Here is a 26,356-nt window from a genome sequence, read left to right on the forward strand (position 1 = left end):
GATTATCTTACGCACATATAAGGTAACGTTGAGTTACCGCCAGCATGTGATACCCCGGTGTTCGGATGGAAATCTTCACCACTGGTTGACGTCCACATAATTGATGCAGAAGGGAAATCAGGATAATTATTCAGATTCCCCCATTCACCAAAGAAAGTCCCGATACTGCGGGTTGTCCCACCGGTCGACAGCTCACTACTTGCAGGTAATCTCATCCCGTCAGCAATACATGCACTATTGGCAGCAGCCCAAGTTACGGAGGTGGCGTTAAATTGGCCTACCCAGGAGTTTAACGCAAACTGATAAGTGAATACTTTACTCTTATCTTGTTTCCAGGTGGCTGTAATGGTTACTGTTCCAGTAGGGTAATTGTCAAGATTAACCAAACCTGAGGCGCTGACACTGATGTTAGTATCACTGCTGGCCCACTCATAATCGCTATTATTGGCAACACTGCCATGTGGTGCTAATTGGAAGTTGGCGTTTTTAAACCCAGTGGTTGGGAAACCACCGCTAGCATTGAAGCCGCTATAAGCATTCACCGGCGTATTCAGTGTTGCTTTAGCGAAATCAGGATAGAACGTCACCTCTTTATCATGAGAACTGCTTACCCCGGCAGGGTTAGTCATCGCCGCGGTTACCGTACTGATAGTACCACCCACATTGGTCATGGTGAGGTCGGTTACTGCTTTACCATCAGTATCTGTTTGAACTGACGCGTTTTTTACCGTTACACCATTGGTCGCATTGAAAGTCACGGTCATGTTAGGGACGGGATTTCCCAGTTTGTCCAGCACGATGGCTTGTACTTTGTTAGTACCGCTACCTGCGGTTTGACCATTCACTTCCACGGTAAAGTTATCAGCGGTAATGGCTGCTGTGGCGGTATCAACGATAAAGTTTACATCTACCGTTTGTTCCATCCCATTAAGGCTTGCTGTTACCGTATAGTTACCCGCCTTGGTGCTGATGATTTTCGCTGTTGCGACACCCTGAGCATCGGTGGTGGTAAATTCACTGATAGTTGCATTGCTAACTGTGCTGAAAGCCACATTGACATTAGGCACGGTGTTACCGAACTTATCTACCACCGTCAGTTTTACCTCATTGGCGCTGACACCATCGGCAGGTTGACCATCAGTAACCAACTGTAGTTTATGCTCAGCGCTGCCATCCAGAGTGGCACTGCCAACATCGGCGATAAAGTTCACATCAACCTGCTGTGTTTCACCGTTCAGTTCGGCTTTAACAGTGTAGCTATCAGTCTTAGAACTGGTGATAGTCGCAGTTGCTATCCCTTGCTTATCACTCGCTGTCGTCGCAACAATATTAGCATTGGTATCAACGGTGAAATTGACGTCAACACCGGATAATTTATTGCCATAAGCGTCAACAACTACCGCTTTCACCTGGTTGGTTGTCACATTATCCGCAACGCTACCATTGGTCACAATTTCCAGACTGTTCTCTTGTATAGTCGCGGTGCCCTCATCGGCAGTCATGGTCACTTTAGTTTTCACATCACTTAATGGCACACCATTAATCAGAGCGCTGATATTAACCAGTTGTGGTTTACTGCCAGCGGTGAGCGTGGCCTGATAAACCCCCGGTGCTGGCTCGCTGATTGGTGTTATCGAATGTTCGACACTTTCCAATGGCGCGGAACGTGCCACTCTGGCGCGTTTCGACTCTGGCAATTGTGCCAATTCAAGAGAGAATGCCAGTTGATCGGCAATACCCGTAATCGGTTGGTTATTATTGTCCTTAATATTAAGTTCAATAACACTGCTCGCGACGGCATTTGCCGGCAGAGAAGCGGGTGACGCTGTCAGGCCAGAAGCATCAGTATTCACACCATAGCTATCTACCACGATATCGCTGTAAGCAGCGGGAGAAGCATTACCCAAGGTATCGTAAGCGATAGCACTAATACGATAAGTGTTATTACCCTCACCACCAGACAGATAGTTTGGTAATGTTATCTGCCAATTATTGCCGCTACCGGTTATTTTCCCACCCGCGAGCGTCAAGGCACTGGCTTCCCATTCAATACGGTCAATACCTTGCTGTGCCGTGGCGTTTGCCACTAATGGCATTGTTTGTCTTGCAGCACCATTAACACGCCCTGGTAACTCTAGGGTAACCTTATTCTGCTTGCGGTATTTCATAACAATCTGATTATTACGATCCACCAGATTATAGCGACTACCAATGAGGCTACGCTTAATTGCGACTGCATCAGAGTCGAGCTGATTTGCCAAAGGGGTGCCAAATGCGTAGTTAAAACCAAGATTAAAGCGGGTGTCATTCATTCCTGCGCGTCCCATTTTATGGTCGACACCGACAGTAAATAAAGGAATTGGGGTATAATTCACCCCCATAGTGACCGCAAGAGGGTTTTTCTGACGGTTATCCACACCAAACAAGCCAACTTCATCACCAAAATATTGCTCATATATCAGCTTACCCCCCAATTGTGGCAACGCTGGTAAATAAGCTTCACTGCGTAAATCAAAGCCGTTTGCGACTTTTTCATCATACTTATCCAGGTCTGGCGAATTCTTCCAACCACTGACACCAAAATAACCGTTAGCTGACAGATTAATAAAATCACGACCATATTCAGCACCGACGCCAATACGGGTATGGCTATAACTTGCATCATGATCAATAAACAGGTTGTAGCCCAGCATTTGTTGTGCAAAGAAATGACGCTGGCCCAACCCAAAGTTCAATGTCACGCGGTCATCAATATAACGGCCACCCAACTGAGTAAAGGTAAGCAAATCTGGGCTATCGGTCAGTGGCAGCAACACATCTAACTGACTACCTTTTAGGCTCAATTTTTCATCCAGATTGAGTTGTACTTTCGCACTACCAAACTGATTAAACCACTTTTGCAATGCTTCATTACCGGTACTGGTGGCGGCACCGCGCGCAATGGAACTCGCTTGTTTGGCTGAATCACCCTCTGATAATATTGATGCTAAACGTGTTGCTGCATCGGCGGTAGACTGTTCAGCTTGTGAGGCAGAATGCTGTGCCTCGCCTAAGCCTTCGACGTTTTCTGCCGCCATTACCGCAGGGGTAAAAGCAATACTCAAAGGAAATATGGTCTGGATGACAATATTTGCCCAGACTACTGATTTAGAAATTCTGGTTTTATTTAACTGTTTTGTTTGATGCAGTGATGATACGCGATGTAAGCTCATACTTATTTATGCTCTATAAGTCAATAATTAATAATAAAATAACAAACTGTGCTTATTTGTATTTTTATTTATGAATTAAACGGCATTACTCCGATGTATCAAATACGGGAGATCCGCCATAGAAATGGTGAAGTTGTTGTGACTGAAGTCTGTGATTGAATGTTTATTGGCAATAGATAAAAACAGTCATATTAAGGCTCGTCGGTATTAACACCTATACTCAAGAGGTAATATGATTGATTTAATAGTTCTTTACTAATAAAACAAGCACATACTATATTGCTATCACAGCAAGTTTATTGCTACATCCAGTTGTGCTGGATTAAATTACAAGAGGTACATTTGTGACACCATGCGTTAATCTAAGTTACAAACCTGATGGGCTATTAAACATCATGTAACATACTTTATATATGGGAACACAAGAGAACTTCATGTGGGATTTTTCCTACATGGAATTCAATGTAAGATTTTTCTATTACTATCAGGTGTATATCTAAAGCCACTTATTATAAATGGGTATTTATTTAATAAGCTATAATAACATTTAAAAGTAAGTCTGTTTCAGATATTAACCGAGCACAATTCTTAAAGTAAGGGCGCGTATTAATAATAAATGTACTTTATTAATCTAACTTTGGCATCATATTAGATAGACCAAATTTTCTCTTGCCATCCCATGCAATTCTATTGAGAACCATAGGCAACTAACGCTATTGAAGCAATAAACTCCGGTGACAAAGATAAAGCTGATAGCGGTGAATACCCAGCGTTAAGATTTACCGTTAGCGTGATGGGGGTTAAGCCGCTGTTATTGTTAGGCCAGCACGCCAACGCGTCCGGGCAAACAATAAATACAGGGTTATCGGTATTATCAGGTCAGGATAAGCGTTCTATCACTATTTCGGGTTCATTTTTGTCATAAAAATAAGTTGTTACGAGAGAATTTGTTCTATGATCGAGTGCGCGCCCTCAGCTTGTTTATTCGGGGCTGCTCACAAAGGAGAACGCTATGTCTCACATGCCATTAATTCAGCTCCCCCCTACTCATGGCGAAGGTTGCCTCTGTAATAGCCCGGCGTTTGTACGCATCAATACCGTATTTTCCCAGAAAGCAGCGCAATCAACACCTATCACGGCAGCGGCGGTTGCAGCGGCTGTACCGGGAGCAAAACCACAAAAAAGAGATATTGCCGCTAATGCGGTGCGCGTGATGGCTTTTATTAATGTTCGCGTTTTTGATGGCGTTTCAGACCAACTACGAGACGGGCTACGGGTATTAGTGGAAGGCAACAAAATTAAGTCGGTAGAAGCTGCGAATACACCGCTGCCGCCGGAGGTGGAGCTAATTGACGGTGGGGGTGGGGTGCTAATGCCAGGGCTGATTGATGCCCACTGGCACGCCATTATGGCTCGCCCGTCAATGATGACCGCGATGACGGCGGATTTTAACTATATTCAGGCGCTGGCCATTGCTGAAGCAGATGCCACATTGATGCGCGGTTTTACTACCGTGCGTGATATGGGCGGGCCGGTTTTTGGCTTGAAACGAGCCATTGACGAACAAGTGGCTCGTGGCCCACGTATTTTCCCTTCGGGTGCATTTATCACTCAAACCGGTGGACATGGCGATTTTCGCTTGCTGGGTGAATTGCCTCATACCCCATCAGCCCCATTGAGTTACGCTGAGCGCGTGGGTATGACGGCGATTGCTGACGGTGCTGATCAGGTGTTGTTGCGCGCCAGAGAACAACTGATGCGAGGTGCTTCGCAACTCAAATATATGGCTGGCGGCGGCGTTGCTTCTATGTATGACCCGATCAGTGTGACGGAAGGCTCGGTGCCAGAAATTCAGGCGGCCGTGACTGCGGCTGAAAATTGGGGTACTTATGTGACCGTCCACGCTTACACTGCCCGGGCTGTCACTATGGCTATCAACGGCGGAGTTAAGTGTATTGAACATGGTCAGTTGGTAGATGAAGCAACCGTCCAGCTAATGGCCGAAAAAGGCATCTGGTGGAGCCTACAACCCTTCCTTGATGATGAAGATGCGGTGCCAATGGCAAGTCCAGCTTCCCGTGCCAAACAGCTCGAAATGGTGGCCGGCACCGATACCGCTTATCGGTTGGCGAAGAAATATAACATCAAGACCGCGTGGGGGACTGACACGCTATTTGATGCCCGGCTGGCAACCCGGCAAGGGGCGCAATTAGCCAAGTTGACGCGGTGGTATTCACCGCTCGAAATTCTCAAGATGGCGACCTGTATTAACGCTGAACTTTGTGCTTTTTCTGGCCCGAGAAACCCTTATCCGGGAAAATTAGGTGTGGTGGAAAATGGTGCGTTGGCTGATCTGATTGTGGTTGATGGCAATCCGCTGGATGATATCCAACTTGTAGCCCAGCCAGATAAAGCATTTAGAGTCATTATGAAAGATGGCCAAATTTTCAAAAATACGCTGGGAAGTGATCATTAGCGGTTTTTTATGATGACAAACCCTGACTTCTGGTAGGGTGACGCCAGTTAATTGAGGTTGTTCAATGAATAATATGACTTCCCTTAGGAAGCAGCCGTGGTTTTTCTTCAGGTTGTTAAGCTGTGCAAAGCAGAATTTATGGTGTGGGGTATGGGTTCTGTTATCGGCTATCGCCCTGAGTGGTTGCTCAGGTGCTGCGGCTCCCTCATTTTCGCTAGTGGGTTCCTATTTCCCTTCCTGGATGGCTTGCGCTTTTATCGGAATAATCACGGCGGTGATTGCTCGTGTTCTGTTTATTCGTGCCGGTATTGATGAGGTGCTGCCGTTGCGGTTGTTGGTGTATGTCTGCCTGGCGCTTGCTGTGGCATTTATCTGTTCCCTGTTACTGTTTACGCGATGAATGATGAATATGAATAAACTACAAGGGAGTGGGCGCAAACGGCAACTGGCGCTGATTGTTGCTGGCGTTATCATTTTTGCCGCCGTGATTTTTGGCTGGCTGTCTGTGCGGCAGACCACACTGAACCCGTTATCTGAAGATGCCGAACTTGGGGCGAGCGTAGTGCATATTGCCAGCTCGGTTCCAGGCCGTATCATTTCAGTCAATGTGGAGGAGAACAGCAAAGTCCGGCGTGGCGATTTGTTGTTTTCCATTGAGCCAGACCTCTACCGTTTGCGAGTCGAGCAAGCGCAGGCTGAGTTGAAAATGGCAGAAGCTGCCCGCGATACCCAGCGACGCACGGTGATCGCAGAGCAGTCCAACGCAGCCATTACCAATGAACAGATTGTTCGGGCGCAAGCCAATCTCAAATTAGCCACTCAGACGTTGGCTCGCTTACAACCGCTGCTCCCCAAAGGCTATGTTACCGCCCAGCAGGTAGATGATGCCGCGACGGCAAAACACGATGCTGAAGTCAGTCTGAAACAGGCATTAAAACAGTCATTTGCCGCTGAGGCGTTGATCAGCAGCACCGCCGCTGCTGAAGCGCTGGTGGTGGCGCGCCGCGCGGCACTTGCTATTGCTGAACGGGAACTGGCCAATACACAAATTCGTGCGCCTCACGATGGCCGGGTTGTCGGGCTGACTGTCTCCGCCGGTGAGTTTGTCATCCCGGATCAGGCTATTTTCACGCTTATCAATACCGAACATTGGCATGCTGTGGCATTTTTCCGCGAAACGGAGTTGAAGCATATCAAGGTGGGGGATTGCGCTACCGTCTATGTTATGGCTGACAGGCAGCGTGTCATTCAGGGGCGGGTCGAGGGGATTGGCTGGGGCGTGAGTTCTGAAGATATGTTGAATATCCCGCGTGGCCTGCCTTATGTACCGAAATCATTAAACTGGGTGCGTGTTGTCCAGCGCTTTCCTGTGAGAATCAGCCTGGAAAAACCGCCGGAGGACTTGATGCGAGTCGGAGCGACTGCTGTGGTTATCGTGCGAAATGACGAGGGTTGCTGACGGTACGCTTGGCGGCATACTCCGTCAGGCAAAAGCGGATTTAGCCTATTTCCCAGGCCGGGTGGCTATGGCGTGGCGGGTTGCCGCGTTGTGTGCCTTGATGGCGATGATCGCCATGATATATGGCATCCCTGAATCTGCGATAAGCTGTTATCTCATTCTTTTCGTGATGAAACCAGATGGCGTCGAGAGCATGGTGATGGCGGTTGCGATCACCATACTGGTGTCGATGGTCGTCGGCTTGGTATTTCTGCTTATCCACTTCACGTTGGAAGCCGCACCACTGCGCATGGCGGCCTTGATTGTCAGCTCATTTTTATTTCTCTATCTCGGTTCGGCCAGCAAACTCGGCCCGGTTGGCAGCATTATTGCACTGGTTATCGCGTTTGTGATGACGTTACTGAGTAACATCCCCTTAGGGGAAGTGGCAACACGGGGGTTGTTGTATGCCTGGTTAATGGCCGTTTCGCCGATGTTGCTGCTGATTGTTTTTAACCTTTTCTTTGGCCGAATGCCGCAGCGCTTATTGCGCTACAGTCTATCCGAGCGATTAGTGACGGTGGCCGAGGCATTGCGCCAACCTGATGCTGCCACTATGACGAGGGTAAAAGAATTGCTACAGGAAGGGCAAAAAGCGCATCAGCAACGGGCGCTTTTTGTGCGTATTTTTCACCTGCGGCCCTCGGCTGAAGCGGCTTGGCTTGAAAGTGCCGTAAAAAGCAGTTACCGGTTACTGTTGGCTACTTCGGCTTTACCTGCGACTTCATCGGAGAATGCGCGCCTTGAGCTGGCGGCCTACTGTAGTGATGCGGCGCAGGCGATTGCTGCTGGCAATCTTGCGCTTACCCCTCACTTCACCATTGACGATCCCAGCGATGAAATCAATGAAATCCGCAACGCGCTGACAGCACTGGCAACTGCCGATAATGGGCAAGACCTGAATGCCCCGAAATCCACCTTCTTTGCCGCAGATGCCCTAACCAACCCTGTTCATCAGCAGTTTGCCCTGAAAACCACCGCCGCCGCGCTGATTTGTTACCTGATCTACACTGCATTGGATTGGCAGGACATTCATACTGCTATGATCACTTGCTATGTTGCCGCACTTGGAACTACCGGTGAGACGGTACATAAACTAGTCTTGCGGATTATTGGTTGTTTGATCGGGGCATTGATGGGAGTGCTGTCGATTATCTTTATCATTCCCCATATGAACGATATCGGGCAATTAATGGCGCTGGTATTTGGTTGCATTCTCTTGGCCGCTTGGGTGTCATGTGGCAGTGAACGTATTGCCTATGCCGGTGTACAGGTCGGGCTGGCTTTCCTGCTGACGGTATTACAAGGCTTCGGGCCAAGCACCGATCTGGGCGTGGCTCTGGATAGGGTGCTGGGTATTTTGTTGGGTAATCTGGTGGTGTATTTGATTTTCACCCGACTGTGGCCGGTGGCGGTTGCAGATGCGGTGCGCGTCCATATCAGTCACGCCTTGAAGGGGCTGACAAACCTGGCCACATTAGCGCCCGATGCCCGGCCGGCGGCGCTCAGAGAAGCGACAACGGTCGAGGCGGAGATCACCTGCGCGCAAGAAGAGTTGGCGCTGATCCCCTTTGAACCTGCACAATTGCGCCCCTCGCGAGAAGAGTGCGCGCGCTTACAGGCCATACTGGCAGAGATGGGTAAGTTGTGCCCGGTGCTGTTTCTACCGACGGAAAAGTCGGCCTCTGATGTGGCACAACTGCATCGCCTCTCGACAGGTAGCGGTTCCGCGACATTATCGGATGAGCAAGGAGCGAATAGCGAACCATCACGGCAAGATTTATCGCCGATTGATCTGACTATTCAACAACGTATAAAGCGGCTTGAGGAACTTCTGGGAATTGGATGACATGATGACGCACGCTGTACTGACGGCCCGGATAGCCAAAAAATGCCTGACTTGCTCGTTATTGAGTTTGAGCATGTTGATCGCCGGTTGTGCTACTGACAGCTTGGATCTTGCACCAACATCTTACTCCGAACCCTGGACACCTGATGGGAATGCCAGCGCTTCGATGGGCGGCGGTCACTTTTCTGTGCCGCCGAACCCGCGGGTAGCGGAATTATTACCGCCGCCCAGCCTAAAAAGCGAGCATAGCTATTCGTTGCCTGAATTGATTGATATCGCCCAGAGCCAGAATCCCGATACCCGCATTGCCTGGCAGCAGGCGCGGCAGGCAGCACTGGCGGTCGGAATGGGGGAGGCGATATTTTTACCCATAATTTCTGCCAGTGTGATTGGAGGTTATCAGCGTACGACCACGCCTTTACCTTATGCCATCGGCAACGAAAAGGATTTGAAAACCAGCGGGAGTGCGGTGGTTCCTGCCTTGGCATTACAGTGGCTTATCTTCGATTTCGGTCAGCGCAGCGCATTACTGGATGCTGCTAAACAGACTTCTTATGCCGCCAATGTGACCTTTAATGGGATGCACCAGAAGCTAATCTACGATGTCACTCGCACGTATTTCCAATACGGTGCTGCGCAAACCCAAAGCCAGATAGCCGAGAAAACATTGCAAAACAGCTTCAAAATTCAGGATGCTGCTGAGGAACGGCGCAAAAATGGTATCGCGACGACAGTGGAAGTCGCACTGGCACGCCAGCAAGTTGCGCAGTCTGAGTTACGTCGGGTGCTGGCAAAAGGCACTGAACGCGATGCTTATCAGGCCTTACTCGGCGCAATGGGGGTTTCTCCGTCATTGGATATTAAAGTCGCTTATGCCGAGGATCGTGCTTTACCGGATGGGGTAAACGCGCCGACCGAGAAGATGATTCGGCTGGCCCTCTCCCAGCGGCCAGATGTGTTAGCCAGCTATGCCGCGGTTGAGGCAGCCCAGGCGGGTATCAAAGCAACAGAAGCTGATTTTTTGCCAAAAGTCTATCTGGCCGGCGCGGTGGCTGGCGGTGATGGGCGCTTTGATATTCAGGGCCTGCCGGGGATTAGCCCACAAACTTCATCTTCCAGTGTTTTGGTCGGTGTCAGTGTTCCTCTTTATGATGGCGGGATACGTGCCGCACGGGTGAAAGAGGCGGAATCTCGCGCAGCGGTTGCTGCTGAAGGGTTTAAGAAAACACAGGAATTGGCGGTGCGCGAAATTGTGGTGGCGGCTAATACTTTACGCTCTGCGCTTGAAACTAATCAGGCGGCATTAACGCTGGTGAAAACCTCGTTTATTACCTATGACGCCGCACTGGAGTCTTATCGCAATGGTGTCGGCACCATAACAGTTGCCAACGAAGCGGCTAATGGGTTGTTGAATGCGCAACAAATGCGCACTGACGCTCATGCCGCATCTTTGGTTGCTGCCGCTAATTTGGCTTTTGTGATGGGGAAAATGACGAATACTTCAGAATCGTTGGAATTGCTTCATTAGTGACTTTAGCCAAACGGCAATGGTGTGTTAGCCGGAGTATGAAAATACGGGCGCTGGTGGTTAGGCGGCCTTATCTAAGGCATAGACTAAAACGAATTCGCACCCTTAACCCGCCGAGTAACTCACTGTGTAATAACTCAGGGCGGGTCTTATGGTAAGTCGTAATATCTTTTACCAATGCTAACCCCAAGCCAGCCCCCGGATGCTGACCCACATTATCGAGTCGGTGAAAAGGGATCAGCGCTAGCGCCACTTCATCTTGTGCGATACCGGGGCCACTGTCTTCAATTTCAAGTAAACAGTGCCCAGCCTCACGCTTTATCATCAATCGAGCCGTCACCACACCTAGTTTTGGCGTATATTTCAAGGCGTTATCCAGCAAGTTGTCACACAATTCAGTTAACAACAAAGCATCACCATCAACCCAGCACTCCGATTCCCCCTCATAACCCAGATCTATCTGTTTGCTGCGAGCCTGAGCAAGGTGTGCGAAGCACGCGTCCCGCAATAACGGCGCGAGATTGACGGGGTGTAGCCTGCGTTCATGTACTTTCATTCGTGATAGCTGCAATAAGCGGTCCGTCAGCGAAATGGTGTGATCCAGGGTTTCGCGCATCGCCAATAAACTTTCGCGCCATTGCTGCGGCTCCTCACAGGCCAGTGCAACCGCCACCTGTGTTTTCAGCACTGCCAGCGGGGTGCGCAGTTGATGAGAGGCATCAGCACTGAAACGCCCCTGCCGTGCCACCATTTCGCGTAAGCGCTCAATATAGCGATTAAATGCTAATAGCAGCGGTTCCATTTCTGACCACGGTAAAATCTTAGGGATCGGCGTCAGTTCACCGGGATCGCGCCGCAACATCAGGCCGGACAGTTTACGTAATGGTTTGAGAATACCTTTCAGCAGGATATAAGCCATTACCAGAGTCAATAGGACTAGCGCTCCTTGGGTCAAAACTGCCGATACCATGATCTGTTGCGCCAAATCATGACGTGAAGCCAGTGTTTCCGCGACCAACACCATTGCCATCCCCATGACGCCTGATTCGTTGATTGGCTGATACAGCGCGGCCACCCGTATTGGTTTACCTTGATATTCAGCATCATAAAAATGTACTAATGCTGGGTAGAGGAGGGATCGCGGTGTCGTGGGAGGAAAGGGGGGGAGGTCATTATAACCCGCAATACTTTTACCTTCTGGCGTGATCACCTGATAGTAGAGCCGATCATTCATATTCCGCTCAAAGCTATCCAGCACAATGTAGGGGACATCAACCTCCAACTGCCCATGACGCACCACCAGCCGTTCCGCGACTGTTCGTGCTGATGCTAAAAGCGTGCGATCATAAGCCAGTGTTGCCGCATTCATGGCACTGATATAATGGGTATAAATTGAAATTCCGCCCAAAATTAGCAGCGGTACACCAAAAAATAGCAGTAACTGATGAAACAGCGAGCGTGGCGCTTTAAACCAGCGAGTCGTAATCACATTAGAGTGCCCCATCGACACATTCCAGACTGTAACCCAGGCCACGTAAGGTCTGGATAACAACGTTACTGCCGTACAACTTCTTGCGAACCCGATGTACATACAGTTCAATACTTTCTGGATTCGCCTCGTCCGCTAAGGTAAATATCTGTTCAAACAATTGCTGCTTGGCCACCGGCCTGCCACGGCGATGTATCAGTGAGGTTAGGACTGCGGACTCTCGTGGTGTCAGTGCTAACGGCTTGTTAGATAATAGAAAATAGCCTTCATCGTGATAAGTCAAATCACCAAACTGAATTGTCTGTGTGGTTTCGCCGATGCTACGACGCAATAGCGCACGTATGCGTGCTTCCAGCTCATCCAGTTCGAATGGTTTCGTCAAATAATCATCGGCCCCCTGATTCAACCCTTTCACTCGATCTGCCACTTCTGTTCTGGCGGTTAATAACAAGACCGGTAAGGTTTGCCCACGTTTACGTAAGCGCGCCAGCAGTTCCAATCCATTCAGGCGTGGTAATGCCACATCCAATACCACTAATGCGTAATTTTCATTTTGCAGTAAGTGGTCTGCGGCCACGCCATCATTTGCCACATCCACAGCAAAGCCTGCATGAGTCAGTGCTTTCTGCAACCAGTGAGATAACTCGGGGTGATCTTCTACTAACAAGAGACGCATATCACATCCTGTACTTTTTCCTTCCCACTGAAAGGTAACTGAAAGGTTAATCTATTAACAATTCAGTAACCTCGCAATCGTGTGAAGGCTCACAATTTATAAGAAAATAATGAGAGAATAATATGAAAAGAATGGTTATCTGCACTTTGGCCGCTTCTATTCTGATGCTCGCTGCACCATTAGCGCAGGCTGTTGACGCACCTGGCAGAACAGAATGTATCGCTCCGGCTAAACCCGGTGGCGGTTTTGACCTCACCTGTAAGCTGATTCAAGTTTCTCTTCAAGAGACTAAAGCTATTGACCGCCCGATGCGGGTCACCTACATGCCAGGTGGCGTTGGGGCTGTTGCCTATAACGCTATTGTGGCGCAACGTCCTGCGGAATTCGGCACGGTTGTCGCTTTCTCCGGGGGGTCTTTGCTTAATCTGGCACAAAATAAGTTTGGTCGTTATAGCGTTGACGATGTGAAATGGCTGGCCGCCATCGGCACCGATTACGGCATGATTGCTGTTCGTGCTGATTCCCCCCATAAAACTTTAAAAGATCTGATGGCTGCGTTTAAACAAGACCCTAACAGCGTAGTCTTTGGCGCAGGAGCTTCCATTGGGAGTCAGGACTGGATGAAAACCGCGCTGCTGGCGCGCGAAGTGGGCGTCGATCCCCACAAAATGCGCTATGTGGCTTTTGAAGGTGGTGGTGAACCGGTCACTGCATTATTAGGCAATCATATCCAGGCCGTGTCCGGTGATTTAAGTGAAATGGTGCCTTATCTCTCGGGCGACAAAATACGGGTATTGGCCGTCTATGCAGAGCAACGTCTGCCCGGCCAACTGGCTGATATCCCGACGGCGAAAGAGCAAGGCTTTAATTTAGTCTGGCCCATTATTCGTGGCTTCTATCTTGGGCCGAAAGTCAGCGACGCCGAGTACCAATGGTGGACTGATACTTTCAACACCTTAATGCAAACTGAAGAGTTCAAAAAACAGCGCGATCTGCGTGGTCTGTTTGAGTTCAACATGACCGGTAAAGCGCTGGATGCTTATGTCAAAAATCAGGTCACGCAATATCGTGAACAGGCAAAAGCATTCGGTCTTGCCAAGTAATTTAGGGGAAATCTCATGAGTGATCGTATTTTCGCCGGTATCTGGATACTGCTTTGTATTAGCGGCTTATTTATCGGCTGGGGCATACAAAGTGAGTATACCTATGAGCCGCTGGGTCCTCGCCCTTTCCCAATGGCAATTCTGGCATTAATGACACTTTGTGCGGTGTTATTACTGCTACGTAAACCTGACATTATTCCGTGGCCGCACGCCAAAGTATTGCACCGTCTGCTCGTGATGGTCATTACGTTGGTGCTTTATGCCTGGGGATTTGAATGGCTTGGTTTCCCGCTGGCGACTGCGTTGCTGACCTTTAGTATTGCCTTGTTATTTGAGGCAAAAATCTGGGTTGCCGCACTCTCTGGCGCAGTATTAGGCATTTCACTGTTCTATGCCTTTGATTATTTACTTGATGTCACCCTACCGCTTGGCGTTTGGCTGAACTAACGAGGCTGTGATGGAAACTTGGATGTATTTATCGCAAGGATTTGAGGTGGCGTTAACACCACAAAATCTGATGATTGCGCTGATCGGCTGCTTTATTGGCACAATTGTCGGCTTACTGCCGGGGCTGGGGCCGATCAATGGCGTGGCTATTTTGCTGCCACTGGCTTTTGCCCTCAAACTACCGGCTGAGTCTGCCTTAATTTTACTGGCAACGGTTTATATTGGTTGTGAATATGGTGGGCGTATCTCATCGATATTACTTAATGTTCCCGGTGATGCGGCCGCTATCATGACCGCCCTTGATGGCTACCCGATGGCACAGCAAGGCCGTGCGGGTGTGGCATTATCCATTTCCGCCGTCAGCTCATTTGTAGGATCAATATTAGCTATCGGAGGGATCATTCTATTTGCCCCACTGTTGGCAAGGTGGTCACTGGCGTTCGGCCCATCAGAATATTTTGCGTTGATGGTCTTCGCCATTGCCTGTCTTGGCAGCATGATGAGCCAAAACCCGTTAAAATCTTTGCTTGCCGCGCTCATCGGATTGGGGTTAGCAACGGTCGGCGTTGACGCCAATACCGGTGTTTATCGTTTCACATTCGACAGCGTCCACCTATCTGATGGGATTCAATTTATCGTTGTGGTTATCGGGCTATTCTCGGTCAGTGAAATTTTATTGATGCTGGAAAGTACCAGTACCGGCCAGAAACTGGTGCGTAAAACCGGCCGTCTGATGTTCAATCGTAAAGAAGCGGCACAGTGTGTCGGGCCAACGTTACGCTCCTCGGTGATTGGTTTCTTTGTGGGGATCTTACCAGGGGCTGGGGCTACCATCGCCAGTGCGCTGACCTACATGACCGAGAAGCGCATCAGCGGCAACAGTGACAGTTTTGGTAAAGGGGATATTCGTGGTGTTGCTGCGCCGGAGGCGGCGAATAATGCTTCGGCCTGCGGTTCCTTTATTCCAATGCTCACCTTGGGGGTTCCCGGTTCGGGTACTACGGCAGTCATGATGGGGGCATTGACCTTATATAATATTACACCAGGGCCAGCAATGTTCACTGAACAGCCGGATATCGTTTGGGGATTAATCGCCTCATTGCTGATAGCCAACGTGATATTATTGCTAATGAATTTGCCGTTGGTCGGCTTCTTCACCCGCATGTTAACCGTCCCCCTTTGGTTCCTGGTGCCCACCATTGCGGCCATTTCCGCAGTGGGTGTTTATGCGGTACACAGTACGACGTTTGATCTGATGTTAATGGTTGGATTAGGTGTATTTGGCTATTTCCTCAGGAAAATGAATTTCCCGATGTCGCCGTTGATTTTGGGTTTTGTCTTGGGAGAGATGCTGGAGCAGAACCTACGTCGCGCGCTATCTATCAGCAACGGTAGCTACACTATTTTGTGGTCCAGTGCCATTGCACAAACCTTGCTGGTACTGGCAGTCACGGTGTTGATTTTACCCCCAATTTTACGAATAGTGCGCAAGTACCGTCAGGCAAAGTCTGCGGTAAACGAAGGCTAAGAGCGGGTTAACAACACCGTAGGAGCAAACAGAAAACCGGGCGCAACGCCCGGTTTTATTTCAGAGAACGGCTATCACGAGAATTACTGGTGAGTGACCACGACCAGACGGATAGCATCCAGACGCCAGCCCGCTTGATTAAGGTTCTCTAACACCAGTTTACGGTTATGTTCCAGCGTTTCTATTTCGTCATCACGAATGTTTGGGTTAACCGCTTTTAGCGCTTCAAGACGTGCCAGTTCGGTGCTCAGGCTGTCATCTGCTTCATGTTTGGCAGTGTCAATCAGTAACCGTGCTTGCTCTTCAACCAGCGCTTCTGCTTGTTGCAACATAGCGTGAACTTCTTGCTGCACCGCATTGACCAACTTGCTGGAAGTATGGCGGTTTACCGCATTCAACTGGCGGTTAAAGGTTTCAAATTCAACCTGCCCCGCGAGGTTAGTGCCGTTCCTGTCCATCAGCATCCGCACTGGGGTTGGGGGCAAGAAACGGGTCAGTTGCAGGTGTTTTGGTGCCTGCGCTTCGACCACGTAAACCAATTCTGCGAGCAACGTACCGACCGGCAATGCTTTGTTTTTTAATAAAGAAACCGCGCAGCTACCGGTGTCGCCGGAGAGGATCAGATCCAGACCGTTACGGATGATCGGATGTTCCCAGCTTACAAATTGGGCATCTTCTCGTGATAACGCTTGTTCGCGATCAAAGGTTACCGTGCAGCCATCTTGCGGCAACCCTGGGAAGTCCGGTACTAGCATGTGATCGGATGGTGTAAGAATGATCAGGTTGTCACTGCGATCTTCTTGATTGATCCCAACGATATCGAACAGATTCAGGGCAAAACTGACTAAATTGACGTCGTTGTCCTGATCCGCAATGATTTGTGCCAATTCCTGCCCATGTTCGCCGCCATTGGAGTGCATTTCCAGCAAACGGTCACGCCCTTGTTCCAACTGAAGTTTCAGCCCTTCGTGCTGTTGACGGCAGGTGTGGATAAAGTCGTCCAACCCTTCCTGCTCATTTGGCGTTGCCAAATAGCCAATCAGCGCCTGATAGCCACTGTCATAGATGGTACGGCCGGTCGGACAGGTGTGTTCGAAAGCATCCAGACCTTCGTGATACCAGCGCACCAGCACCGCCTGCGCGGTATTTTCCAGATAGGGCACCATTATCTGAATTTCACGGTTCTGGCCTATCCTGTCCAGGCGGCCAATACGCTGCTCCAGCAGATCTGGGTTAAATGGCAGGTCAAACATCACCAACTGGCAGGCAAACTGGAAGTTACGTCCTTCAGAGCCGATTTCTGAACATAATAACACCTGCGCGCCATCTTCTTCAGAGGCAAAATAGGCTGCCGCACGGTCACGTTCAATTAGCGATAAGCCCTCGTGGAACACCGCCGCACGGATAGCTTCACGCTCACGCAATACTTGTTCCAATTGCAAGGCGGTAGCGGCTTGCGCGCAGATAACCAGCACTTTCTCATTACGGTTGGCAATCAGATAGTTGAGCAGCCATTCAACGCGTGGATCAAAGTTCCACCAGGTGGCATTTTCGCCTTCAAACTCCTGATAGATTTGCTCTGGATAAAGCATGTCTTTTGCGCGCGCTTCCAGCGTTTTCTTGGCGCTCATGATGCTGGAGACTTTGATTGCGGTCTGGTACTGCGTCGGCAGCGGCAGCTTGATTTGGTGCAAGACGCGGTGCGGGAAGCCTTTCACCCCGTTACGGGTGTTACGGAATAGCACGCGGCTGGTGCCGTGGCGGTCCATCAGCATGGTTACCAGCTCACGGCGCGCAGCTTCGCTATCCTCACTTTGGCTGTTGGCGGCTTTCAGCAGCGGTTCGATATCCTGCTCATCAATGAGTTCGCTCAAGAGATTCAGTTTGTCATCTGTCAAACGCTCACCGCCGATCAACAGCGTTACCGCATCGGCGATCGGGCGGTATTTTTGCTGTTCATTGATGAACTCTTCGTAATCGTGGAAGCGATCCGGGTCGAGCAAACGCAAACGAGCAAAGTGGCTCTGCTGGCCCAACTGCTCGGGTGTTGCGGTTAATAGCAGCACACCTGGGATATTCTCTGCCAATTGTTCAATCACTTGGTATTCACGGCTTGGGGCATCTTCGCTCCATGCCAGATGATGGGCTTCATCCACCACCAGCAGATCCCAGGAGGCATCCGCCAGTTGCTCTAAGCGCTGTTTGTTACGGCGTACAAAATCCAATGAGCAGATAACCATTTGTTCGGTTTCAAACGGGTTAGAACTGTCTTGCAGAGCTTCGGAATAGCGGCTGTCATCAAACAGCGAGAAGCGCAGGTTGAAACGGCGCAACATTTCGACCAACCATTGATGTTGCAGGCTTTCCGGCACGACAATCAGGATACGTTCAGCACGGCCTGACAACAGTTGCTGATGGATAATCATCCCCGCTTCGATGGTTTTACCCAAACCCACTTCATCGGCTAGCAAGACGCGTGGCGCGTGGCGTTGACCCACTTCATAAGCGATATGTAATTGGTGTGGGATCAGGCTGGCACGGATACCGCGCAGGCCACTCCAGGGCAGGCGAAATTGCTCACTTTGATATTTACGGGCGCGAAAACGCAAGGCAAAGCGATCCATGCGGTCAATTTGACCGGCAAAGAGCCTGTCTTGCGGTTTACTGAATGTCAGTTTGCTATCGAGCAAAACTTCACGCATGGAAACGCCGGTTTCCTCGGTGTCCAAACGGGTGCCGATATAGGTAAGCAGCCCATTCTCCTCGGACACCTCTTCCACTTTCAACTGCCAGCTTTCGTGGTGGGTGATGGTATCGCCCGGATTGAACATGACCCGGGTGATTGGCGAATCATTTCTGGCGTAAAGGCGGTTTTCACCGGTTGCGGGGAACAGTAAGGTGACCATGCGGACGTCGATGGCAACGACGGTACCCAATCCAAGTTCGCTTTCTGTATCGCTGATCCAGCGTTGACCAAGTGTAAAAGGCATAAATTATCGGCTCGATTTTTTTGTTGGATAGTTAATAAAATGCTTTAAAATTATCTAGTTATATATGATTCATAACAGCTAAACATAATAAAACTACTGGCAATAGTTTACCCTCCGCGCAGGCGCTACGGCCTAAGAGTCTGTCTGAAAATGGAACATTCACAGGCAGAATCCGATTGCTCGGAGTATTCGACTGGCGGTTATGTCAATGTGATTGATGCGAATTTTGGCAAGGGCGCTATGGTAATGGAAGGCGAGCGTTTCGTCACCCGCAAACAACATCATTACGATTAAAATAACCCCATTTGGCCCGTTACCAAGGTGGTAAAGTCATCATGCATAAAAGGAAGTATAGCGTCTGCTACCGGTTGTAACTGACGTGTTAGGTAGTGATCGTAATCAATGGGCGATTGCCGGGTTTCTAATGGCTCAGGGCCTGCGGTGGTCATGACATAGCTTATCCAACCCCCATTTTGATATTGTAACGGGCGGCCCAGCTTACGATTGAAATCATCAGCCAGGCGGGCGGCTCTGGCATGGGGCGGAACATTGCGCTGATAATCATCCAACCGCCGACGCAGGCGTTTGCGGTAAATTAACTGCTCGTCCAATTCGCCATTGAGCGTGCGTGCCACGTAATCCCGCACATAATCCTGATAAGGTTGGCGCTGGAAAATCCGCAGATACAGCTCCCGTTGGAACTGCTGAGCCAGCGGAGTCCAATCAGTACGCACGGTTTCCAACCCTTTGTACACCATTTGATCGCCATTCGGGGTTGAAATCAAGCCAGCATAGCGCTTTTTACTGCCTTGCTCCGCGCCGCGAATGGTGGGCATCAAAAAGCGCCGGTAGTGGGTTTCAAATTCCAACTCCAATGCGCAGGGCAGATTAAAGGTTTGTTGTATATGCGCTTTCCACCATTGATTGACTTGGCGTACCAACGCTTTACCAATCACTGATGCCTGTTCTTCGCTGTGGGCGTTTTTCAGCCAGACAAAGGTGGAGTCGGTATCGCCATAAATCACCTGATAGCCTTGTGCTTCAATCAATTCACGGGTCTGACGCATGATATCGTGGCCGCGTAGCGTGATCGATGATGCCAGCCTGGGATCGAAAAAGCGGCAACCACTGGAGCCGAGCACGCCGTAAAACGCGTTCATAATGATCTTCAGCGCTTGTGATAACGGCTTGTTTTGCTGGCGTTTAGCGGCTTCACGTCCTTGCCAGATCTGATTCACGATAGCGGGCAAACAATGTTTCTCGCGAGAGAACCAGGCTCCGCGAAACCCCGGCACCGAGTGCTGTTCATCGGGCTGAGCCATGCCCGCCACCAGGCCTACCGGATCAATTAAAAAGGTGCGAATAATCGACGGGTACAGGCTTTTATAGTCGAGCACCAATACCGAGTCGTATAAGCCGGGCTGGGAATCCATCACAAAACCACCGGGGCTATGCTCTTGCGGCAACTCACCTAAATTGGGGGCGACATAGCCGATGCGGTGCATACGTGGCATATAAAGATGCGTGAACGCCGCGACTGATCCGCCACTGCGATCGGCGGCTAATCCGGTCACTGTCGAGCGTTCCAGCAGGAAACTGAGCAGCTCGGTTTTAGCAAAAATCCGCGTTACCAGTTCACAGTCTTTTAGGTTATAACGCGCCAGCGCCGGTTTATCATGGGCGAAACGTTGATTGATTTCGTCCATCCGCTGATAGGGGCTATCACTGGCTTTACCTTCGCCCAATAAGGTTTGCGACACCGATTCGAGGCTGAACGACGGGAAATTCCAGGTGGCGGATTTGAGCGCTTCAATACCGTCGATAATCAACCGCCCGGCAGCAGACGCAAAAAAGTGCCCTTGCTTAAAACCGTGTTCCCGCCACTCCAGTAGGCTACCATCGCGACCAAAGCGCAGTGGGATTTGATAGCGTTCAGCATGTTTTTGCAGAACACGCAAATCGAACTGCACCAGATTCCAGCCGATAATGGCATCGGGATCATGCAGTTCCAGCCAGTGGTTGAGTTTTTCCAATAACAACGGGCGGCTGGCGACATATTCCAGTTTGAAATCCAGTGCCGCTTCATCGGCTTTGCTGCCATTGGGTGGCCCCAACATATAAACCTGCCGTTGGCCGCATCCTTCCAGCCCGATACAGTAAAGCTCGCCGTGTTCGCTGGTTTCAATATCCAGCGACAGCAGCTTCAAGGTTGGGCGGTAGTCATCAGCCGGTTTCATTTGGGTGTTGAGCAGTGGGCCGTTGCCATTATCTTCACCGCTAAACCACACCGGCGCGGTGATAAACCGTTCCATCAGAAAACGCTCCGGCGGGCGGATATCAGCTTCATAGACGTTTACGCCGCTCTCTCTGAGCCGCTTTTCCAGCCGCATCAATTGGCGATGTTGAGTACAATAGAGGCCCAGCACCGGGCGTTGATGAAAGTCGGTCAACTCAAGGGGGCGCAGTTGCCAACGGCGCTCGTCACGCAGCACGGTTTCAGCCCGTTGCCGTTGCTCGGCCGGGATAAAGGCCACTGAGGGTTGAGGTGGCAGCCTGACGTGCTGCGGCCCTTCATCGGTGGCTAACCAGAATTCAACTTCGGTGCCAGCCTGCGTATCGCGCCAGTGGCGGGTGAGCAGGAAGCCCTGACGAGTTTGCACCACGGTATACCTTTAAATGAAATAATGTACAGGAGGTTAATGACCAAGTGCCCGTATCGGTGAAAACAGGCAGATCGTAAAGACGTCGTAAATACGTCCTTGTAGGCTCGAACCGCGCCTTCCCTGGCACGGACGCTTTACTCTTCTATCTGCCTTGCACCTTGCAAGATCGAGCTGTCGAAGTTTGTCAGCAGTCTGTACAGGCTATTTTATTTGTCATTTTGAACTTGGGCAGTGCTCGAAATCCTCACGTAGTCATGATTTACAATGTCATGGTGTACGCTCCGGTTGCTCCGCGCTGTTCGCATCCAAACTGACTGCAACAATTACGCCTGAAAATTTATACTATAATAGTATGGTTATTTATACAGTAATTGTCTATTTGAATGATGGTTTACTATTAATTCATACAATTCGCTGATTGACTCATTTCTCGGTGGGCTGGACAATCCCTCGCGCCTGAGCTTTGGGTTTTAACCAACGGACAAATTTATGGAAGCCTATTTATTACATTTACTGACACAATCACTGGCTTTCACGCTATTTGTCGTCATGTTTGTGACTTTTCTCGAATCTTTAGCATTGGTGGGAATGTTACTGCCCGGCACCGTGATGATGACCAGTGTGGGGGCGTTGATCGGCAGCGGCGAAGTGGGGTTCTATTCTGCCTGGGCTGCTGCCACAGTGGGTTGCCTGCTGGGGGACTGGATCTCGTATTTCATTGGCCGCCACTTCAAAGCGCCGTTGCACCGTTGGTCTTTTTTGAAAAAGCATAAATCAATGCTGGATAAAACCGAACATGCGCTGCACAACCACAGTATGGCTACCGTGCTACTAGGGCGTTTTATTGGCCCGGCGCGGCCAATCGTGCCGATGGTGGCGGGGATGCTGAACCTGCCGCCAGCAAAATTCGCTTTGCCTAATGTGATTGGTTGTCTAACGTGGCCTCCGCTCTATTTTTTCCCCGGTATACTGGCCGGGGTTGCTATTGATATTCCGCCGAGTGCCAACAGCTATATGTTTAAGTGGTTGCTATTCGCGGTAGTGATGCTTATTTGGTTGGCGCTGTGGCTGTCATGGCGCTGGTGGCGTTTTGGTAAGAGCAACCCAGACCGTTTGAGCCAATGGTTACCACTGGCACGCTTGCGCTGGGTGGCGGTGTTGTCGATTATGGTGGCGATTGCCAGCTTTACCTGGTTGCATATGCAGCCCATCATGCCGGTTTATCGCCATCTGTTATGGAAGGTGCTGGCCGGTCAGTGAGTTGGGTTATACGAGTGATAGTTGCCTAACTACGGCTGGGTAGCAATGCCCAGCACACTGGCTTCGGGAGCCGAACCGCTAACCAGTGCCTGAGTGGGGCCGTCGTAGTAAATACGCCCATCGACAACCAATAACGTGCGATCAGCGATACGGGCGGCATCATCCAGATTGTGCGACACCATCAACAGCGTCAGTTGGCGATGGTCACACACCTGAGCGACCAATTGCAGCATTTCATTGCGCAGTGCCGGATCGAGCGCAGAAAACGGCTCATCCAGTAGCAAGATAGGCTGGCTGCGCACCAGGCAGCGTGCCAATGCCGCTCGCTGGCGTTGACCGCCGGAAAGCTGCGCCGGTAACCGCTCAAGGCAATCTTCCAATCCCACCTGTTGGGCAATCTGGCGTAATAGCAATTTTTGCTCATGGCTGAGTTTCAGCCCCGGATGCAAGCCCAGCCCGATATTCTGTTCGACGGTCAAATGTGAGAACAGGTTGTTCTCCTGAAACAGCATCGATACTGGCCGTTCGGCGGGTGGAGTTGCGGTATGATCCTGACAATTCAGTAATATACGGCCACTGGCAGGGGGGAGAAACCCCGCAATCAGGCTCAACAGCGTGCTTTTGCCCGCGCCACTTGGCCCAAGAATGGCGACCCGTTCACCGGCTTGAAGACATAAATCAAAACGCATCGGCAAGTGGTCGTACACATAGGTGATTTTCTCAAGCTTTAGCATGGCGGCTCGGCAGTTTTTCAATAAGAGTAAACAGCAGGAAACACAGTAATAGCAGCAACAGAGCAGTCACTGCGCCATCATTGCTGCGATAAGACCCTATCTGCTGATAAAGATAAAATGGCAAGGTACGGAAGTGTTCGTTACCAAACAATGCCACGACGCCAAAATCACCAATCGATAACACGCTGGCAAAGGCCAATGCTTGCGCCAACGGGCGTTTTAGCGCGCGTAACTCAATATAGCGCACGCGGTGCCAGCCACTGATATCCAGTGATAAACACAGTGGTGTGTAACGCTCGGCCAGATCGCGCATCGGGTTTTCCAACACTTTTAGCGAGTAGGGCACGGCCATTAGGGCGTTGGTTAGGATAACCAGCCCGTAAGGGGATTGTGGCAAACCTACGGTATCATTCAGCACCAGGAAAAAGCCGGTTGCCAGCACAATGCCTGGCATCGCCAGAATCACCATACCACTGGCTTCCAACGCCTGCCCATAAGCTGCTTGTTGGCGTAATTTCAGCTCACGACTGCTCCACAGTAGCATCATGGTTAAGGTGACACACAGTAATCCTGCACCGATGGCGATGATTAATGAGGTAAAGAAAGCCTGCCACAGCGCGGGTTGCTGTAACACAGTGAGCATCGCCTGATTACTGCCGTCAATGATAACCGCCAACAGCGGTGGCACCATCAATAGCAATGCCGCGCCAATTAACACGGTATCGCTAATGCGTGACCACCGCGTGTCTTGCAGATTGCGCCATAGCTGGCCGTGAGTATTCCCTACCGCCAGCACCGAATTTAGCCGTTGGCTCAATACCACCAAGCCAAGGCAACAGCCCAGTTGAATCAGTGCTAATAACGCCGCGCGGCCCAAGTCATAGTCATAACTGAGCGCCTGATAGATAGCCAGTTCGATGGTGGTGGCTTGCGGCCCGCCACCCAGTGAGAGCACGGTGGCAAAGCTGGCAAAACAGAGCATAAAAATCAGCGCAGCAGTGGGTAGGATTTGGCGGCGCAGATAAGGCCACTCAACCCAGCGAAAGCGCTGCCAACCATTCATACCCAGTTGTGCGGCCAACTGGCGTTGCTCAACGGCGATGCTTTCCAGTGATTGCAACAGCAAGCGTGTTGCCAGTGGCATATTAAAGAAGATATGCGCCAGCAAAATGCCCTGTAAGCCATAAGGTGAGAAGCGATAATCTACTCCAAACCAACCAAAAAGCTGTGCCAGCCAGCCCTGACGACCATAGACTGTCAGGATGCCAAATAGCGCGACCAGTACCGGTAACACCAGTGTCATGGCACATAAGCGCAGCATCAATTGGCGGCCAGGGAAGCGGCGGCGGTACAAGGCTCGCGCTAAGAAAATGGCAGGGATTACCGACAATATGGCGGATAAGAACGCTTGCCAGAAGGTGAAGCGAATCACATGCCACAGGTAGCTGTCATGCCAAATGCTCTGCCAATCTGCGGCAGGTGCGTGACGCCAGACCGCGCTGAATGCCAGTAGTGCAACACCGACGATTAGCCCTGCGGCCAGCAGGCCCGGCCACAACCAGGGCGCGATTAGCGGCTGACGGCTGATTGCCATGCCTGAATCCATTTAGTGCGATTATCAGCCACGTCTTTAGCATCAAACTGCAATGCTTTTTGTGGCACGGTGAGGGTGTCAAACCCAGCCGGCAACTCCATTTTAATCACCGGATACATCCAATTACCGGTAGGAATATGATCCTGGAATGCTGGCGTCACAATAAATTGCATAAAGCGCTGTGCCAGTTTCGGTTGTTTGCTGGCAGCAACCTGGCCTGCTACTTCAACTTGCAGGTAGTGGCCTTCACTGAAATCAGCGGCGGCATAGTGACTTTTTTTCTCTTCAATCAGATGGTAAGCCGGAGAGGTGGTGTAGCTCAGCACCAGATCCCCTTCACCTTTTAGGAACAGGCCATAAGCTTCGCTCCAACCTTTGGTGACGGTGACCGTTTTCTGCGCTAATTGTTGCCATGCTTGCGGGGCTTTATCGCCATACACTTTCTGCATCCACAACATTAAACCAAGCCCCGGTGTACTGGTGCGCGGGTCTTGATAAATCACTCTCCACGGCTCTTTGCTACTGACCAGTTCTTGCAGACTTTTCGGTGGGTTTTTCAGTTTGTTTTTGTCATACACAAAGGCGAAATAGCCATAATCGTAAGGGACAAACGTTTTGTTGTGCCACTTTTCCGGCAGGGTCAGATGGCTGGTATCTACCTGACTTGGCGCGAATAACCCAGTTTGCTCTGCTGCCTGCACCAGATTGTTATCCAGCCCTAAAATTACATCGGCCTGACTGTTTTTCCCTTCCATCCGCAGCCGATTGAGCAGTGATACGCCATCTTCCAACGCCACAAATTTCAACTGACAATCGCATTCCGCTTCAAACGCTTTTTTGATGGCAGGCCCTGGCCCCCAGTCGGCAGCAAAAGAGTCATAAGTGTAAACCGTCAGCGTCGGTTTATCGGCGGCCACCGCAGCGGCAGAGATCAAAAACAAGCAGGGAATAATGCGTTTAAACACTTTGCACTCCTTAACAATAAAGGTGGCAAAGGTATCTGAGGCGATAAATAACAGCGCTATCATGAGCATACGGCGTTATCTTTCTCAAATCCCTCCGCCGGTGTTAACCGGATCAGGTTCGACGGGTTTGCTCTCAGCGAAAAAACTTACTGCGATTAGGTTTATTTAGGATTGGGCAGTACTCGAAATCTTTACGTACCAGGTGTACGCTCCGGTTTCTGCGTGCTGTCTGCCTCCGATTGAACCGACTTCGCGGCGTTTTGTTTCATTGTTAATGGAATGAGCCAGCATGAATTCTGGATATGACCACAACCGTTTTTCCGCACCCCGTTGAGACGCCGCCA

The 26,356-nt window shown here is 50.3% G+C and carries 18 protein-coding genes; 10 read left to right on the forward strand and 8 right to left on the reverse strand.

Annotated elements, in window-relative coordinates:
• Positions 1-2: 2 nt before the first annotated feature.
• The gene (locus AT01_RS15555; RefSeq protein WP_144404949.1) at positions 3-3,212 is read right to left on the reverse strand and encodes an inverse autotransporter beta domain-containing protein; all 3,210 of its coding nucleotides are present in this window, start codon (positions 3,210-3,212) and stop codon (positions 3-5) included.
• A gap of 1,012 nt (positions 3,213-4,224) precedes the next feature.
• Here AT01_RS15555 and AT01_RS15560 point away from each other — a divergent pair.
• The 5 genes from AT01_RS15560 (at position 4,225) to AT01_RS15580 (ending at position 10,563) form a co-directional block, all read left to right on the forward strand.
• On the forward strand, positions 4,225-5,688 hold the full coding sequence (locus tag AT01_RS15560; protein ID WP_042547781.1) for a metal-dependent hydrolase family protein: 1,464 nt from the start codon (positions 4,225-4,227) through the stop codon (positions 5,686-5,688).
• Positions 5,689-5,752: 64 nt separating this feature from the next.
• Positions 5,753-6,088 carry a YtcA family lipoprotein gene (locus tag AT01_RS15565; RefSeq protein WP_042547782.1) on the forward strand — a complete coding sequence of 112 codons (336 nt, stop codon included), beginning with the start codon at positions 5,753-5,755 and terminating at the stop codon, positions 6,086-6,088.
• 9 nt (positions 6,089-6,097) lie between these two features.
• Positions 6,098-7,147, forward strand: coding sequence for a multidrug transporter subunit MdtN (gene mdtN / locus AT01_RS15570; protein ID WP_042548662.1), 1,050 nt, complete (start codon positions 6,098-6,100; stop codon positions 7,145-7,147).
• Complete coding sequence (locus AT01_RS15575; protein WP_042547783.1) at positions 7,131-9,035, forward strand: FUSC family protein; 1,905 nt, start codon at positions 7,131-7,133, stop codon at positions 9,033-9,035. Before mdtN ends, AT01_RS15575 begins: the two co-directional genes overlap by 17 nt.
• Before the next feature lies 1 nt (position 9,036).
• Positions 9,037-10,563 (forward strand): TolC family protein, encoded by a 1,527-nt coding sequence (locus AT01_RS15580; protein WP_042547784.1) that lies wholly within the window; start codon positions 9,037-9,039, stop codon positions 10,561-10,563.
• A 70-nt stretch (positions 10,564-10,633) separates the two neighbouring features.
• Here AT01_RS15580 and AT01_RS15585 read toward each other — a convergent pair whose 3' ends face one another.
• Together AT01_RS15585 and tctD are read right to left on the reverse strand one after the other, a co-directional pair.
• Entirely contained in the window at positions 10,634-12,067 is a 1,434-nt protein-coding gene (locus AT01_RS15585) for a sensor histidine kinase (protein ID WP_042547785.1), read from the reverse strand.
• Positions 12,054-12,728: a transcriptional regulator TctD gene (tctD, locus tag AT01_RS15590; protein WP_042547786.1), complete on the reverse strand. Its 675-nt coding sequence runs from the start codon at positions 12,726-12,728 to the stop codon at positions 12,054-12,056. The genes AT01_RS15585 and tctD overlap by 14 nt, the downstream gene beginning before the upstream one ends.
• A 122-nt stretch (positions 12,729-12,850) precedes the next feature.
• Here tctD and AT01_RS15595 point away from each other — a divergent pair, with 122 nt between their 5' ends.
• From AT01_RS15595 to AT01_RS15605, 3 genes are read left to right on the forward strand one after another with little or no spacing between them, the layout of a single operon-like run.
• On the forward strand, positions 12,851-13,831 hold the full coding sequence (locus AT01_RS15595) for a Bug family tripartite tricarboxylate transporter substrate binding protein (protein ID WP_042547787.1): 981 nt from the start codon (positions 12,851-12,853) through the stop codon (positions 13,829-13,831).
• Positions 13,832-13,846: 15 nt separating this feature from the next.
• On the forward strand, positions 13,847-14,278 hold the full coding sequence (locus AT01_RS15600; protein WP_004702831.1) for a tripartite tricarboxylate transporter TctB family protein: 432 nt from the start codon (positions 13,847-13,849) through the stop codon (positions 14,276-14,278).
• Positions 14,279-14,288: 10 nt separating this feature from the next.
• Complete coding sequence (locus AT01_RS15605) at positions 14,289-15,806, forward strand: tripartite tricarboxylate transporter permease (protein WP_042547788.1); 1,518 nt, start codon at positions 14,289-14,291, stop codon at positions 15,804-15,806.
• 83 nt (positions 15,807-15,889) lie between these two features.
• Here AT01_RS15605 and rapA read toward each other — a convergent pair whose 3' ends face one another.
• Positions 15,890-18,796, reverse strand: a complete 2,907-nt coding sequence (rapA, locus tag AT01_RS15610) for an RNA polymerase-associated protein RapA (protein ID WP_042547789.1) — start codon at positions 18,794-18,796, stop codon at positions 15,890-15,892.
• A gap of 150 nt (positions 18,797-18,946) precedes the next feature.
• Between rapA and AT01_RS21975 the strand changes: the two genes are divergently transcribed.
• Positions 18,947-19,090, forward strand: coding sequence for a hypothetical protein (locus AT01_RS21975; RefSeq protein ID WP_156168269.1), 144 nt, complete (start codon positions 18,947-18,949; stop codon positions 19,088-19,090).
• On the opposite strand, the gene AT01_RS15615 is transcribed toward AT01_RS21975, so the two are convergent.
• The gene (locus AT01_RS15615; RefSeq protein ID WP_042547790.1) at positions 19,087-21,459 is read right to left on the reverse strand and encodes a DNA polymerase II; all 2,373 of its coding nucleotides are present in this window, start codon (positions 21,457-21,459) and stop codon (positions 19,087-19,089) included. The two genes, AT01_RS21975 and AT01_RS15615, sit on opposite strands and share 4 nt — an antisense overlap.
• 489 nt (positions 21,460-21,948) lie before the next feature.
• On the opposite strand from AT01_RS15615, the gene AT01_RS15620 reads away from it, so the two are divergent.
• On the forward strand, positions 21,949-22,719 hold the full coding sequence (locus AT01_RS15620; protein ID WP_042547791.1) for a DedA family protein: 771 nt from the start codon (positions 21,949-21,951) through the stop codon (positions 22,717-22,719).
• Between the two features lie 29 nt (positions 22,720-22,748).
• On the opposite strand, the gene thiQ is transcribed toward AT01_RS15620, so the two are convergent.
• The 3 genes from thiQ to thiB are packed head-to-tail and all read right to left on the reverse strand — an operon-like array spanning position 22,749 to position 26,012.
• On the reverse strand, positions 22,749-23,453 hold the full coding sequence (gene thiQ / locus AT01_RS15625) for a thiamine ABC transporter ATP-binding protein ThiQ (RefSeq protein ID WP_042547792.1): 705 nt from the start codon (positions 23,451-23,453) through the stop codon (positions 22,749-22,751).
• Positions 23,440-25,047, reverse strand: coding sequence for a thiamine/thiamine pyrophosphate ABC transporter permease ThiP (thiP, locus tag AT01_RS15630; protein WP_042547793.1), 1,608 nt, complete (start codon positions 25,045-25,047; stop codon positions 23,440-23,442). Before thiP ends, thiQ begins: the two co-directional genes overlap by 14 nt.
• A complete protein-coding gene (gene thiB, locus AT01_RS15635) occupies positions 25,023-26,012 on the reverse strand; it encodes a thiamine ABC transporter substrate binding subunit (protein ID WP_042840261.1) in 990 nt (329 codons plus the stop codon). The genes thiP and thiB overlap by 25 nt, the downstream gene beginning before the upstream one ends.
• Between the last annotated feature and the right edge of the window lie 344 nt (positions 26,013-26,356).

Source organism: Yersinia aldovae 670-83 (genome assembly GCF_000834395.1).
GTDB classification, from domain to species: domain Bacteria; phylum Pseudomonadota; class Gammaproteobacteria; order Enterobacterales; family Enterobacteriaceae; genus Yersinia; species Yersinia aldovae.

Bases quoted from the DNA above. Each gene is read 5' to 3' on its own strand.
- thiP (WP_042547793.1), bottom strand. From the start codon at position 25,047: ATGGCAATCAGCCGTCAGCCGCTAATCGCGCCCTGGTTGTGGCCGGGC.
- AT01_RS15585 (WP_042547785.1), bottom strand. From the start codon at position 12,067: ATGGGGCACTCTAATGTGATTACGACTCGCTGGTTTAAAGCGCCACGC.
- AT01_RS15555 (WP_144404949.1), bottom strand. From the start codon at position 3,212: ATGAGCTTACATCGCGTATCATCACTGCATCAAACAAAACAGTTAAAT.
- AT01_RS15620 (WP_042547791.1), top strand. From the start codon at position 21,949: ATGGAAGCCTATTTATTACATTTACTGACACAATCACTGGCTTTCACG.
- AT01_RS15605 (WP_042547788.1), top strand. From the start codon at position 14,289: ATGGAAACTTGGATGTATTTATCGCAAGGATTTGAGGTGGCGTTAACA.
- thiQ (WP_042547792.1), bottom strand. From the start codon at position 23,453: ATGCTAAAGCTTGAGAAAATCACCTATGTGTACGACCACTTGCCGATG.
- AT01_RS21975 (WP_156168269.1), top strand. From the start codon at position 18,947: ATGGAACATTCACAGGCAGAATCCGATTGCTCGGAGTATTCGACTGGC.
- AT01_RS15600 (WP_004702831.1), top strand. From the start codon at position 13,847: ATGAGTGATCGTATTTTCGCCGGTATCTGGATACTGCTTTGTATTAGC.
- AT01_RS15560 (WP_042547781.1), top strand. From the start codon at position 4,225: ATGTCTCACATGCCATTAATTCAGCTCCCCCCTACTCATGGCGAAGGT.
- rapA (WP_042547789.1), bottom strand. From the start codon at position 18,796: ATGCCTTTTACACTTGGTCAACGCTGGATCAGCGATACAGAAAGCGAA.
- mdtN (WP_042548662.1), top strand. From the start codon at position 6,098: ATGAATAAACTACAAGGGAGTGGGCGCAAACGGCAACTGGCGCTGATT.
- AT01_RS15580 (WP_042547784.1), top strand. From the start codon at position 9,037: ATGATGACGCACGCTGTACTGACGGCCCGGATAGCCAAAAAATGCCTG.
- AT01_RS15565 (WP_042547782.1), top strand. From the start codon at position 5,753: ATGAATAATATGACTTCCCTTAGGAAGCAGCCGTGGTTTTTCTTCAGG.
- AT01_RS15595 (WP_042547787.1), top strand. From the start codon at position 12,851: ATGAAAAGAATGGTTATCTGCACTTTGGCCGCTTCTATTCTGATGCTC.
- AT01_RS15575 (WP_042547783.1), top strand. From the start codon at position 7,131: ATGACGAGGGTTGCTGACGGTACGCTTGGCGGCATACTCCGTCAGGCA.
- tctD (WP_042547786.1), bottom strand. From the start codon at position 12,728: ATGCGTCTCTTGTTAGTAGAAGATCACCCCGAGTTATCTCACTGGTTG.